14 protein-coding genes are annotated in these 12,020 nt (G+C 49.9%); 13 read left to right on the forward strand and 1 reads right to left on the reverse strand.

What is annotated here, in order from left to right; translation table 11 throughout:
* The first annotated feature begins 9 nt into the window (after positions 1-9).
* Positions 10-891 (forward strand): RNA polymerase factor sigma-32, encoded by an 882-nt coding sequence (locus AAC632_RS01595; protein WP_340298426.1) that lies wholly within the window; start codon positions 10-12, stop codon positions 889-891.
* A 123-nt stretch (positions 892-1,014) separates the two neighbouring features.
* Here the strand turns inward: AAC632_RS01595 and AAC632_RS01600 are convergent, their stop codons facing one another.
* Positions 1,015-1,698, reverse strand: a complete 684-nt coding sequence (locus tag AAC632_RS01600; protein WP_340298425.1) for a rhomboid family intramembrane serine protease — start codon at positions 1,696-1,698, stop codon at positions 1,015-1,017.
* Between the two features lie 116 nt (positions 1,699-1,814).
* Between AAC632_RS01600 and trpS the strand changes: the two genes are divergently transcribed.
* From trpS to AAC632_RS01660, 12 genes are all read left to right on the forward strand, one after another.
* A complete protein-coding gene (gene trpS, locus AAC632_RS01605) occupies positions 1,815-2,837 on the forward strand; it encodes a tryptophan--tRNA ligase (RefSeq protein ID WP_340298424.1) in 1,023 nt (340 codons plus the stop codon).
* Positions 2,838-2,930: 93 nt separating this feature from the next.
* Entirely contained in the window at positions 2,931-3,413 is a 483-nt protein-coding gene (locus AAC632_RS01610) for a VOC family protein (protein ID WP_340298423.1), read from the forward strand.
* Between the two features lie 177 nt (positions 3,414-3,590).
* Positions 3,591-3,746, forward strand: coding sequence for a hypothetical protein (locus tag AAC632_RS01615; RefSeq protein WP_340298422.1), 156 nt, complete (start codon positions 3,591-3,593; stop codon positions 3,744-3,746).
* A gap of 34 nt (positions 3,747-3,780) precedes the next feature.
* A complete protein-coding gene (locus AAC632_RS01620; RefSeq protein WP_340298421.1) occupies positions 3,781-4,650 on the forward strand; it encodes a branched-chain amino acid aminotransferase in 870 nt (289 codons plus the stop codon).
* A gap of 73 nt (positions 4,651-4,723) precedes the next feature.
* Positions 4,724-5,179, forward strand: coding sequence for a universal stress protein (locus AAC632_RS01625; protein ID WP_340298420.1), 456 nt, complete (start codon positions 4,724-4,726; stop codon positions 5,177-5,179).
* Between the two features lie 88 nt (positions 5,180-5,267).
* Positions 5,268-5,831 (forward strand): NifU family protein, encoded by a 564-nt coding sequence (locus AAC632_RS01630; protein ID WP_317655688.1) that lies wholly within the window; start codon positions 5,268-5,270, stop codon positions 5,829-5,831.
* A 6-nt stretch (positions 5,832-5,837) separates the two neighbouring features.
* Positions 5,838-6,482 carry a tRNA (adenosine(37)-N6)-threonylcarbamoyltransferase complex dimerization subunit type 1 TsaB gene (gene tsaB, locus AAC632_RS01635; RefSeq protein WP_340259846.1) on the forward strand — a complete coding sequence of 215 codons (645 nt, stop codon included), beginning with the start codon at positions 5,838-5,840 and terminating at the stop codon, positions 6,480-6,482.
* Entirely contained in the window at positions 6,479-6,904 is a 426-nt protein-coding gene (rimI, locus tag AAC632_RS01640; protein WP_340254246.1) for a ribosomal protein S18-alanine N-acetyltransferase, read from the forward strand. Before tsaB ends, rimI begins: the two co-directional genes overlap by 4 nt.
* 154 nt (positions 6,905-7,058) lie before the next feature.
* Entirely contained in the window at positions 7,059-8,075 is a 1,017-nt protein-coding gene (locus AAC632_RS01645) for a BMP family lipoprotein (RefSeq protein ID WP_340298418.1), read from the forward strand.
* A 56-nt stretch (positions 8,076-8,131) separates the two neighbouring features.
* On the forward strand, positions 8,132-9,661 hold the full coding sequence (locus AAC632_RS01650) for an ABC transporter ATP-binding protein (RefSeq protein WP_340299854.1): 1,530 nt from the start codon (positions 8,132-8,134) through the stop codon (positions 9,659-9,661).
* Positions 9,651-10,775, forward strand: a complete 1,125-nt coding sequence (locus AAC632_RS01655; protein ID WP_340259844.1) for an ABC transporter permease — start codon at positions 9,651-9,653, stop codon at positions 10,773-10,775. Before AAC632_RS01650 ends, AAC632_RS01655 begins: the two co-directional genes overlap by 11 nt.
* Complete coding sequence (locus tag AAC632_RS01660; protein WP_340298416.1) at positions 10,772-12,019, forward strand: ABC transporter permease; 1,248 nt, start codon at positions 10,772-10,774, stop codon at positions 12,017-12,019. Before AAC632_RS01655 ends, AAC632_RS01660 begins: the two co-directional genes overlap by 4 nt.
* Position 12,020: the final 1 nt, after the last annotated feature.

The following is a 12,020-nucleotide window of genomic DNA, read 5'->3' on the forward strand; positions in this document are numbered from 1 at the left end:
GGGTGCGTTATGGCTTTGGACATGGGTGGAGAAAAAGCGCTTTCGCGCCGTGCGATGAAAGCGGAACTGTTAGACGCAGAGACGGAATTGCGGCTGGCCTATGCTTGGCGCGATCATCGCGATGAGGAAGCCTTGCACCGTCTGGTGACGGCCTATATGCGCCTTGCGATTTCCATGGCAACGAAATTCAAGCGCTACGGCGCGCCAATGAATGACCTGATCCAAGAGGCGGGTCTGGGTTTGATGAAGGCGGCAGATAAATTTGACCCTGATCGTGGCGTGCGGTTTTCAACCTATGCCGTGTGGTGGATCAAGGCATCTATCCAAGATTACGTGATGCGCAATTGGTCGATGGTGCGCACGGGGTCTACCTCCAGCCAAAAATCACTTTTTTTCAATATGCGCCGCGTGCAGACGCGCATCGAACGCGAGGCAATGGCCGCAGGCCAAAACCTCGACAAGCATCAATTGTTGCAGATGATCGCCACAGAGGTCGGCGTGCCGCTGCATGATGTTGAGATGATGGAAGGTCGCCTTGCAGGATCTGATTATTCTTTGAACGCCACGCAATCCGTTGAGGATGAAGGGCGCGAATGGATCGACACGCTTGAGGATGACAGCGAACAGGCTGCAGATTTGGTTGAGCACGCCCGCGACCGCGCGCAACTGCGCGAATGGTTGTTGAATGCCTTGTCATCATTGAACGAGCGCGAGCGGTTCATTGTGCGCGAACGCAAATTGCGGGATGAGCCGCGCACATTGGAATCGTTGGGCGAAGAACTGGGCCTGTCCAAGGAACGTGTGCGCCAACTTGAGGCTGCCGCATTTGCCAAGATGCGCAAATCCCTTGAGGCGCAATCGCATGAGGTGACAGCATTTCTCGCGGGTTGATCCTTCACGCGCCGCTTGCGGTGATTTTTGGCTTGGCCATCTTGGCCATGACCACAAACACGCCACAAGCGGTGGTAACAACATCCCCGATTGAGCCAATAATCGTGGCTGCCGCCCGCTAGATTAGCGTTTGCGAAGGCGTTGCAAAAGCAAGGCCCACCCCTCTGGGATCAATACAAACGACAGAGCAAATCCTGTCACAAATCCTGAAAGATCAGAGACCACGCTGCCCCAATCGCCTTGCAAAAAAGCGAATAAGATTTGAATGCCCAAAAGCATTGCAATCAAGGAAAAAGCACGCATCGGATTGTCGCCTGTCCGACCCATATTGGCCCAGAGGATGAAGGTGAAGGCACCGATCAGAGCATAGACACCCGGATACCCGCCGATCAGGGGATAGGTGCTGTTAAACAGGCCCACAAAGGCCAAAGCCCCGATGATGGAACCCGCAAAGAACAGAACCAAGATCGACAGCCCTGAGAAAACCTGTGACACTATTTTGCCAATGGCCAGTATGAACACACTAACGAACACGGCATGAATAAAACCGCCATGGATCAGCGGATAGGTCACAAGACGCATCAGGTCATTTGCGGGATAGCTGTTATTGGCAAACATCCAAGCGGCAATTTCGTGGAACACGCCATAATCCCGCACCGCAGCCATGCGCCACCCAATCCCGCCTGACCCGCCCAAAAGCCCAGCAGTGGCCAGCTGAAACATCACCTCAAGGCCGAAGATCACCACAGCCAAACCAAGAACGACTGGGTGAAGGTCGTTGAACAGGCTATTATTCTCTTGATCCATGGCTGCACCTTCGGTTGACCTTGTTGCGCCTCGTGGGTAAGCGATGCGCAAGGCAAATGCCAGTATTGTGGAATGATTTTCTTCTGGCATCCGATCACAACCGCAATAGGTCACTAATGGCTGAGACAAAATTCACACCACGCGTCTTTTCCGGCATCCAACCTTCGGGCGGGCTGACCCTTGGGAATTACTTAGGCGCGATGAAGCGTTTTGTAGATATGCAAGAGGCGGGCGGATTTCAGACCATCTATTGCATGGTGGACATGCACGCGATTACCGTTTGGCAGAACCCAAGTGACCTTACCAAAAACACCCGCGAGCTTTGTGCGGGCTTCATTGCCGCAGGGATTGATCCAGAAAAATCCATCCTCTTCAATCAAAGCCAAGTGCCTGAACATGCGCAGCTTGGGTGGTTGTTTAATTGCGTGGCCCGCATGGGATGGATGGGCCGCATGACCCAATGGAAGGACAAAGCGGGGAAAAACGCCGAAAACGCCTCGCTGGGGTTATTCGCATATCCCGCGCTGATGGCCGCCGATATTTTGGTCTATCACGCCACCCATGTGCCGGTCGGCGAAGATCAAAAACAACATTTGGAACTGACCCGCGATATTGCGGCCAAGTTCAACCATGATTTTGGGGTCGACTTCTTCCCGATCGCTGAGCCCGTGATTGAAGGGGCGGCAACACGGGTTATGAGCCTAAAAGACGGCACCAAAAAGATGTCGAAATCCGACCCTGCAGATGCAAGTCGGATCAATATGACCGATGATGCTGATGCGATTTCCAAGAAAATCCGCAAGGCGAAGACGGACGCTGATCCGCTACCGGATGCATTGGCCGAACTGGCGGCGCGGCCCGAGGCCCGCAATCTGGTCAATATCTACGCCGCTTTGGCAGAAATTGATCCACAGGCCGTTTTGGATCAGCATCAAGGAGCGCTCTTTGGTCATTTCAAAATGGCGCTGTCTGATTTGGCTGTGGCAAAACTTGCCCCAATCTCGGCGGAAATGGCGCGCCTGATGCAGGATCAGGCCGAAATTGATCGCATTCTCGGTCGCGGTGCAGAACGTGCGCGCGAAATTGCAGCGCCGATTTTGGCGCAGGCCTATGACATTGTCGGGATGGTGCGCAGCTAGACGCCATTAGTGCATTTTTGCACAGAACCCCTGCGAAATGGTCAGTTTATGTGCGCGTGCTTTGGGAGCAGATTGCCCGCAAAGGAGGACATCATGACATATACTGCACCTGACAGGTTGGCCATTGGCCATGTCCACCTGAAAGTCACCGATCTTGAGCGCTCTATCGCATTTTATCGCGATGTCTTGGGGTTCGAGCTAAAACAACGCTATGGCCGCCAAGCGGCATTTCTATCGGCCGGGGGGTATCACCACCATATTGGTCTCAACACGTGGGAATCCGCGGGGGCTGGCCCCGCACCGCGGCGGGCGGCAGGTCTTTACCACGTGGCTTTCCTCTATCCTGACCGCAAAAGCCTTGGCGGTGCCCTAGCGAATGTGGTTGCCAAAGGCGTGCAGCTTGAAGGGGCGGCAGATCATGGCGTGTCTGAGGCGCTCTATCTTTCTGACCCCGATGGCAATGGGATTGAACTCTACCGCGACCGCGCGCCTGCTGATTGGCCCCGCGATGCATCAGGCGCATTGGAGATGGTCAACGCCCCGCTTGATCTAGAGGCGCTCTTAGCGGAGGCTTGACTTTTTGCTGCATTGCGGCGTATATTTTGCAAGCGCGGCAAGAATAGTGCCGCGCTTAATACTTTCTTTGTCATACCGTTGTTAAGGTTTGCACGCATTCTAAGGCAGGGCGCTTTTGCGCCCTCAACCTCCGTTGGCTGATTTCGGTCGACGGTTCACGGGAAACGGAGGTTCGACATGACTACGATATCGAAGAATGGAACACCGCAGCCGCCCAAATTGGGCGCAGCAGCAAAGGCGGCAAAGCCTGCTCAAGATCCGAAAGCTGGCCCAAAACCCGCGTCATCAGCGATGGAATATCAATTGGGCTTTGCGACTGGCCCAACGGGCTGAAGCGGCCTATAGATAGCCATGAAGAGGATCACTCATGGCAACTGGCAGCAATATAAAAACCTATTTTAACGGCGCTTGGCATGATGGGGATATCCCTGTCATCCGCGCCGCTGATCATGGCGCTTGGCTTGGCTCGAATGTGTTTGACGGCGCGCGCTATGTGGACGGGCTTGCGCCTGACTTGATGGCGCATTGCGCAAGGGTCAACAGATCTGCCGAGGCGTTGATGATCACGCCAAGCCATAGCCCAAAGGCCATGTATGAAATCATTTGGGAAGGATTGGCGCGCTATCCCGCGGATGCCGCCGTATATATTCGCCCCATGTATTGGGCGCTTGATGGGGGCGAATTGGGGATATTGCCAAAGGCGGGCGCAACAGGATTTGCGATCAGCCTTGAAGAAATCCCAATGCCCGACCCCAAGAAAACCGTGCGCCTGACCACCACATATTTCCGCCGCCCCGTCTTGGCGGATAATGTGGTCAACGCAAAAGCAGGCTGCCTATACCCCAACAATGCGCGGATGCTTCTTGAGGCGAAAACCAAGGGTTTTGACAACGCACTTGTGGCCGATGCGATGGGGAATGTTGCGGAAACCGCCACCGCAAACGTCTTTATGGTGCGCGATGGCGTGGTCTATACGCCAATTCCAAATGGCACATTTTTGGCAGGCATAACACGCGCGCGCCATATCAAAAACATGCGCGAAAATGGCATCACGGTGGTTGAAACCGTGCTCAGTTTTGATGATTTCCGCCGCGCCGATGAGGTGTTTTTGACGGGCAACTTGCAAAAAATCACCCCTGTCAGCGCCTTTGACGAGATCACCTATGAGATCGGGCCCATCAGCTTGAAAGCGCGCGATCTCTATTGGGATTGGGCGCGTAGCGAGGCGGCCTCGTAAGGCATCACGCGTTTGTTGTTGAAATGGCGCGTGCAAATGCGCATCCTTTGGCGCGGTGAGAGGGGATGGAAAAATGCGCAAGTTTCTGGTGGTTCTAGACGACACGCGTGAATGTCTTAACGCGATGCGCTTTGCCGCGATGCGGGCAGCCAACACCAAGGGTGCGGTTGAAATCCTCTCCATCATCCCACCTGAGGAATTCCAACACTGGATCGGCATTGGCGATTTGATGCGTGCCGAGGCGCGGGAACGGATTGAGGCACATTTCGAAGTATTTGCAAGATGGATGCGCGACCGACAGGGGATTGATCCCAGTCTCGCCATCCGTGAAGGGGAACCTGTCCAAGAAATTCTCGCGCATATTCACGATGATCCCAATATCGGTGTATTGGTTCTTGGGGCAGGATCGGGCAAGGGTGGGCCTGGCCCATTGGTCACGCAATTGACGAAACAGGCCGGCAGTTTGCCTGCGCCGATCACCATTGTTCCAGGTGAGTTGACCAAAGAACAGCTTGAGCAGATCACCTGATTGGTAAGTTTTAGAACTATTCTAAAACTTGACTTATCGTGGGTGCCATATCATATCAGGCTCATGCTTGCGCGCAGGAGATAGCCCAATGTTTATTCAAACGGAATCCACCCCGAACCCAGCCACGCTGAAGTTTTTGCCAGGGCAAACCGTTCTGGACATGGGCACAGCCGATTTTCCATCGCGCGAGACGGCGGATAAATCGCCACTTGCCGCGCGCATTTTTGCGGTTGATGGCGTAACGGCGGTATTTTTTGGCACCGATTTCGTGACAGTGACCAAGGCCGATACAATCGAATGGGATCATATCAAGCCTGCCCTTCTCGGCGCGATTATGGAGCATTTCCAGTCTGGCGCGCCCGTGATGGGGGATGAGGGGCCCGCCGCAGGGGGCCATGCTGATCACAGCGGCGAGGATGCCGAGATCGTGGGTCAGATCAAAGAATTGCTCGACACCCGTGTGCGCCCTGCTGTGGCGCAAGATGGCGGCGACATTACCTTTCACGGCTTTGATCGTGGGGTGGTGTATCTGCACATGCAAGGGGCCTGCGCGGGCTGCCCCTCATCAACCTTGACCCTGAAAATGGGTATTGAAAATCTGTTGCGCCATTACATCCCCGAAGTGGTGGAAGTGCGCCCTGTCACGGTCTAATCCCCTTTGCTTTGCTTAGGGATAGATACATCGGCCGCGCATTGCGCGGCCGCTTTGGTAGACGGGGGCACAGTACTTGCTGCGCGGTTTGAACCAATGGCGAAAGGTCAGGCGGAACGCCTGATGCCTTTGGTAGATGAGATTTTCGCAGAAGCAGGTAAAACAGCCGCAGACTTGGGTGCCATTGGTGTTGGCATCGGGCCGGGCAATTTCACAGGCCTACGTATTTCCGTCTCAGCCGCCCGTGGTCTTGCACTGGCCTTAGCGCGACCTGCGATTGGTGTCTCAATTTTTGAAGCGCGCCGTTATGGGATCAAAGGCCCCCTCAGCGTGATCGAAGATGCCCGCCGCGATGAGGCCTATCTGCAAAGCTTTGATGATCAGGGCCAAGCAGATGAAGCGCGACTTGTCGGCTTGAACACGCTCACCCCGCGTGAGCTTGCAAAGCAGGTCACAGGAAGTCTGGGACAGCATATTGCAGATGCCTATGGGCTGATCTATGTCGCCCCATCCGTCATGATTGCCACGGCCATCGCGCATATCGCCGAAACAAAACACGCGGCAGATATGCCGCTGCCGCGCCCTTCGCCGCTTTACTTGCGCGCGGCAGATGCAGCCCCTGCGCGCGAATATGGGCCGCGTTTGCTGTGACCCGCACCGCTGCACAAATGGCCGAATTACACGCCCGCGCCTTTAACCAAGGCGGCGCATGGACGCGCAAGGATTTTGAAGAGTTGCTTGTGGCGCACAATATGACCATCAGCCATCATGATCACGGCTTTGCCGTTCTTCGGATCGTGCCACCAGAGGCTGAAATCTTAACCATTGCAATTGACCCAAACCATCAGGGAAAGGGTCACGGAAAAGCTCTGCTTTCTAGACTAATCTCAATAGCTAAGGAAGCTCAAATTAAAGAGATTTTTTTGGAAGTGGACAACAAAAACAGTATTGGCCGGGCGCTCTACACCTCTTTTGGTTTCAACGAAATTGGATTTCGCAAAGGCTATTATCAGTACAAAAATGGCAAGTGCAGCGATGCGATAATGTTAGCAAAAACTCTAGATACAAATTAAAAATCGCCGGTTGATTCAAAATCATTGTGAAAGTTTTATTTTTTTTCCAATATCCTCTCCTGCCAGTAGACTACCCAATAAAAAACGACTTGGCTTAGATCTCGTAACCACCAGGCCCATTCCCTAAGTTCAGATCACAAACATGGAGGTTAAAATGAATTTTGTAAAACAAACTAGCCTTGCAATAGGCTTCACGCTCTTATGCACTGCATCAGCCAATGCATTCACTGCATGCCAAGTTACTGACGTTGGCGGAATTGATGACGCTAGCTTCAACCAAACAGCTTGGCATGGGGTTGAAAACGCGATTGCCAATAGAGGGATCGAAGGAAGATTTTTAGAGTCCCAATCAGAAACTGACTACGCAGCTAATCTCAACGCATTGATGGATGGATCATGCGATATAATTGTTACAGTAGGTTTCCTGATGGGAGAAGCCACCGCTAATGCAGCCACTGCAAACCCTAATCAAAAATTCTCCATTGTGGATTTTGCATATGATCCCACAATTCCAAACGTCCTTGGGCAAGTTTTCGCGACTGACGAAGCCGCGTTTTTAGCCGGATACCTGGCCGCAGGAATGACAGAAACAGGTACTATCGGCACATTTGGGGGTTTAAACATACCTCCTGTGACAGCCTTCATGAATGGCCTTGTATATGGCGTTGACTATTATAATGAACAACACGGTACATCCGTAGCAGTTCTTGGCTGGAACCCAAGTTCACAGGAAGGCCTATTTACGAATAACTTCGATAGCTTGGATGACGGCCGTGCATTTGCACAAAACCTATATGATGAAGGTGCCGATATTGTAATGCCAGTAGCTGGTCCCGTTGGCTTGGGCTCGGCTGCACTAGCGGCAGAACTAGGTTCCGACAGTTTGAAAATTATCGGCGTGGACGCCGATTTAGTTGCTACTGATCCAGAACGTGCTGATGTATACCTAACTTCAGTCCTCAAGCGTATGGATAGTACTGTTGAAGCAGTTATCAACGCAGCTATGGATGGATCTTTTGAAGGAGGCCTTACCGTTGGCACTTTAGCTAACAACGGAGTAGGGATCGCACCATATCATAACTTTGAGAGTGCTGTCCCCTCTGAATTAAAGGCGGAAATTGACGCGGTTCGTGCCGGAATAATTGACGGCTCGATTTCTGTAGGGCCTTAACAGCCTAATCCCTCCCCTGATAAGTTCGGGGGAGGGATCCTTAAGGGTCTATGACAATGGACATAGAATTAAAAGGCATTACAAAACGGTTTGGTTCTGTAATTGCGAACGATCAAATTAACCTGCAAATCAAAGCGGGCGAAGTGCTGGGCTTACTTGGTGAAAATGGCGCTGGAAAATCCACGCTTATGAACATCCTTTCTGGGCTTTATGCGCCCGATGAAGGAAAATTACTAATCGACGGCATTGAAGTAAATTTTCGAGGCCCTGGAGACAGTATCTCTGCAGGAATAGGGATGGTCCATCAGCATTTTATGCTGGTACCAATATTTTCAGTCGCTGAAAATGTAATTCTTGGAGTTGAACCAATTAAGACAGCTGACTATTTAGATTTATCAAAGGCTCGCACTCTAGTTAATAAAATTAGCTCTGAATATGGCCTATCAGTTCCCCCAGATGCCATTATCGAAGACCTTCCAGTTGGGATACAACAGAAAGTTGAAATTATAAAAGTTTTATTTCGAGAAGCTAATGTAATTATTTTTGACGAGCCAACTGCGGTCCTGACACCAAGTGAAGTAGAAGACTTTTTTTCAATAGTAAGAGCCCTTAAAGCGGCAGGTAAGGCGATCGTATTTATTACTCATAAATTACACGAAATCAAAGAAATCGCCGATCGTGTTACAGTGCTGAGGCACGGGCGTGTTACAGGCGAAGGAAATCCTAAAAGACTTACCAAAGAAAAGCTTGCAGAGATGATGGTCGGGCGACAGGTGTCTTTTACGGTAAATAAAATAAATTCCAAAATTGGCCATCCTATTTTAAAGCTCGATAATGTCGAGCTCTATACAAAAGATAACGAACGAGTTCTAAAAAATATAAATTTCAGTATTAACGCTGGAGAGATAGTAGGTGTTGCCGGTATTCAGGGGAATGGCCAGACAGAATTAATAGAAGTCATTACAGGATTAAGAAAAAACTACGCAGGTGAAATGTTTTTAGGCGAACTAGATATTACGAAAGCTAATGCACGCCAGCGCCATATAGCAGGTATGGCCCACATTCCAGAAGACCGTCATAAATTTGGAATGGTTGAAAACTTTTCAATTACAGAAAATATTATTATCAATAATTACTATGAAAATAGTATCTCTAATTTTATCACAATAAATTGGAAAAAAGCTAGGTCGATTGCAGAACTATTGTGTGAAGAATTCGATGTGCGGACGCCGTCAGTTGAACTTAATGGCAAGAGCTTGTCTGGCGGCAATCAACAAAAAATGGTTGTTGCAAGAGAACTAGGTCGCAAACCAAAAATCGTCATTGCTGCACAACCGACGAGAGGCGTTGATGTTGGCTCGATAGAGTATATCCACAGCCGCCTCGTCCAGAGCCGTGATGATGGAAATGGTGTGTTACTTGTTTCATCTGAGTTAGACGAAATCATATCTTTATCTGACCGGATACTTGTCATGTATGATGGCTCTATTGTTGCAGAATTTGACAATACAGATGCAAAACCCAAGCGAAACCAAATTGGACTAGCGATGGCAGGTTCGACAGAAGAAATTTACAATGATCACTAAATCAACCTTTCGAAAAACTGCCGCTGATTTACTAATGCTACAGCAAGGCGCTTACCGAGACGCCATAGTTTTGCCGATCATAGCTATAGCAACTGCGCTCCTAATTGGCGCGCTTATAATGACTGCAACCGGAGTTGATATTGATACTATTGGTAGAAGTTTTTCTGCATTGGGATACGGTGCATTTGGATCAATTAATGCAATTTCTGAAACTTTTACCGCCGCGATACCGTTGATATTAGCAGGTTTGGGGATTGGCGTAGGCTTCCGAGCGGGATTATTCAACATCGGAGCAGAAGGCCAGATAATTATCGGTGGCCTACTAGCAGTAATCTTTAGTTTTACTTTCTCAGATCTGCCAACAATCGTTTTAGTTACTTTTACGTTAATTGTGGGATCCTTGGCAGGAGCAGCCTACGCGGGAATTGCGGGGGTGTTGCGTGCTGTCACAGGCGCGCACGAAGTAATTCTTACAATTATGTTGAATTTAATAAGCTATCGGATCCTTGACTATGCATTACGCCAACCATTCATACAAAAAGATGGTCGCTCGGATCCAATATCTAAGTCGGTCCCAGACAATGGACAATTACCAAAATTACTAGACTGGATAGATCCAAATCTACGCCTTCATGTAGGTGTTTTTTTGATGCTAGGGGCTGTCATCCTACTGTGGTGGTTAATAAGAAAATCAAAAATGGGTTTTGCCATTCGTACAAACGGAGAGAACTCGCATGCAGCGCTTTACGCGGGCATGAACCCCAAGATGGTAATTATAGGCTCCATGGCAATAGCCGGAGGATTAGCCGGCCTTGCTGGCGCAGTGCAAATTTCGGGCGTTTTAGAACGCGCCAGTCCTGGTTTTTCCGCGGGTATTGGGTTTGATGCAATCGCGGTGGCGCTCTTAGGTCGTAGCCATCCAATTGGCATTTTATTCGCGGGGATATTGTTTGGGGGACTTGAAGCAGGCGGCCGTCAAATGCAAATTGATGCAGGAGTTTCAATCGATCTAATTAGTATAATCCAAGCATTGGTTGTTGTGTTTATCGCTGCACCCTTAATTATTCGTACGATTACTCCATGGGCATTCTCAAAAAATAAGAGAACATCATGAGGATTTCCGATATTTTTAATCATAAAAAAATAAATAGATCTCAAACGAGTGGGATAATCCTTTTAACGCTTTCCGCTATTGTTCTGTTCTTTTTGAATGTACCAGATGGATCGTATGCAACTTTCAAACTATCGCGGCCAAACGATGCCCTACCTTTGAAAGACTTAGTTCTATCCGGTGGACCATTTAACACTGTGGCTTCAATGATCCTCGCATTTATTGGTGTGCGGCAATTTTTGAAGGGAGGTGGCCGATGGATCGCGCTTTCTTTAGGATTTGGCTTTCTGATAACAGTCGCCGCTTTTCTGGTTTGGGCCACTGCTGATAAAAGTCTTAATCTCACAGGAATGCTGCAAGCTACCGTAGTGAGGGCCGTACCAATAGCATTAGGTGCACTTGCGGGCCTTCTTTCAGAAAGAGTTGCAGTGATCAATATTGCTATCGAGGGAATGCTACTTGCGGGCGCATTCACGGGTGCACTGGCAGGATCATTGTTCGGTGGCTGGGGCGGAATGTTTAGTGCAATAATCATTGGTGGAAGCTTTGGCTTTATCCTCGCAACGTTAGTTATCACTTTCCGTATGGATCAAATTATTGCCGGAGTGGTCATAAACCTATTAGTGCTTGGACTTACCTCATACGTATCCTCGCAGGTTTTTTCCGAATACAGACATCTGAACAACGCGCCAGTATTTAGGGCAATAAAAATCCCATTACTAAGCGATATACCTATAATCGGACCAGTAATTTTTTCCCAAAATATATTTGTTTATGGCGCACTAATTTTAGTTGCAATCACCACCTATTATCTTTTCTACACGCGCAATGGCCTTAGGGCTCGAGCAGTGGGCGAACATCCGAAAGCGGCAGACACCTTAGGTATAAACGTAATTCGTACGAGGTATTTCCACGTTGTGTTGGCCGGCGCAGTCGCTGGCTTTGGCGGGGCTTGGTTCACGCTCGGTTCAGTTGGACGATTTGATGAAGGGATGACCGGCGGCCGTGGCTTCATCGGCTTGGCGGCGATGATATTTGGACGTTGGCATCCTGTCGGTGCATTGTCAGCTGCACTCGTTTTTGGCTTTGCCGATAGTCTTCAACAAAAACTTGCGCTGCTGAATACTCCAATACCATCTGAATTTCTTGCGATGGCACCTTACTTAGCAACTATAGTCGTCGTCGCAGGTATAATCGGACATGCACGGCCTCCTGGCGCAATAGGAAAACCGTACCAGAAAGAATAGC

Source organism: Roseobacter sp. HKCC-CH-9351, from assembly GCF_037830295.1.
Classification (GTDB): domain Bacteria; phylum Pseudomonadota; class Alphaproteobacteria; order Rhodobacterales; family Rhodobacteraceae; genus M30B80.

Excerpts from the sequence above, each read along its gene's own strand:
- AAC632_RS01610 (WP_340298423.1), top strand. The coding sequence starts at position 2,931 with ATGACATATACTGCACCTGACAGGTTGGCCATTGGCCATGTCCACCTG.
- AAC632_RS01620 (WP_340298421.1), top strand. The coding sequence starts at position 3,781 with ATGGCAACTGGCAGCAATATAAAAACCTATTTTAACGGCGCTTGGCAT.
- AAC632_RS01630 (WP_317655688.1), top strand. The coding sequence starts at position 5,268 with ATGTTTATTCAAACGGAATCCACCCCGAACCCAGCCACGCTGAAGTTT.
- AAC632_RS01615 (WP_340298422.1), top strand. The coding sequence starts at position 3,591 with ATGACTACGATATCGAAGAATGGAACACCGCAGCCGCCCAAATTGGGC.
- AAC632_RS01650 (WP_340299854.1), top strand. The coding sequence starts at position 8,132 with ATGGACATAGAATTAAAAGGCATTACAAAACGGTTTGGTTCTGTAATT.
- AAC632_RS01600 (WP_340298425.1), bottom strand. The coding sequence starts at position 1,698 with ATGGATCAAGAGAATAATAGCCTGTTCAACGACCTTCACCCAGTCGTT.
- AAC632_RS01645 (WP_340298418.1), top strand. The coding sequence starts at position 7,059 with ATGAATTTTGTAAAACAAACTAGCCTTGCAATAGGCTTCACGCTCTTA.
- AAC632_RS01595 (WP_340298426.1), top strand. The coding sequence starts at position 10 with ATGGCTTTGGACATGGGTGGAGAAAAAGCGCTTTCGCGCCGTGCGATG.
- trpS (WP_340298424.1), top strand. The coding sequence starts at position 1,815 with ATGGCTGAGACAAAATTCACACCACGCGTCTTTTCCGGCATCCAACCT.
- AAC632_RS01625 (WP_340298420.1), top strand. The coding sequence starts at position 4,724 with ATGCGCAAGTTTCTGGTGGTTCTAGACGACACGCGTGAATGTCTTAAC.
- AAC632_RS01660 (WP_340298416.1), top strand. The coding sequence starts at position 10,772 with ATGAGGATTTCCGATATTTTTAATCATAAAAAAATAAATAGATCTCAA.
- AAC632_RS01655 (WP_340259844.1), top strand. The coding sequence starts at position 9,651 with ATGATCACTAAATCAACCTTTCGAAAAACTGCCGCTGATTTACTAATG.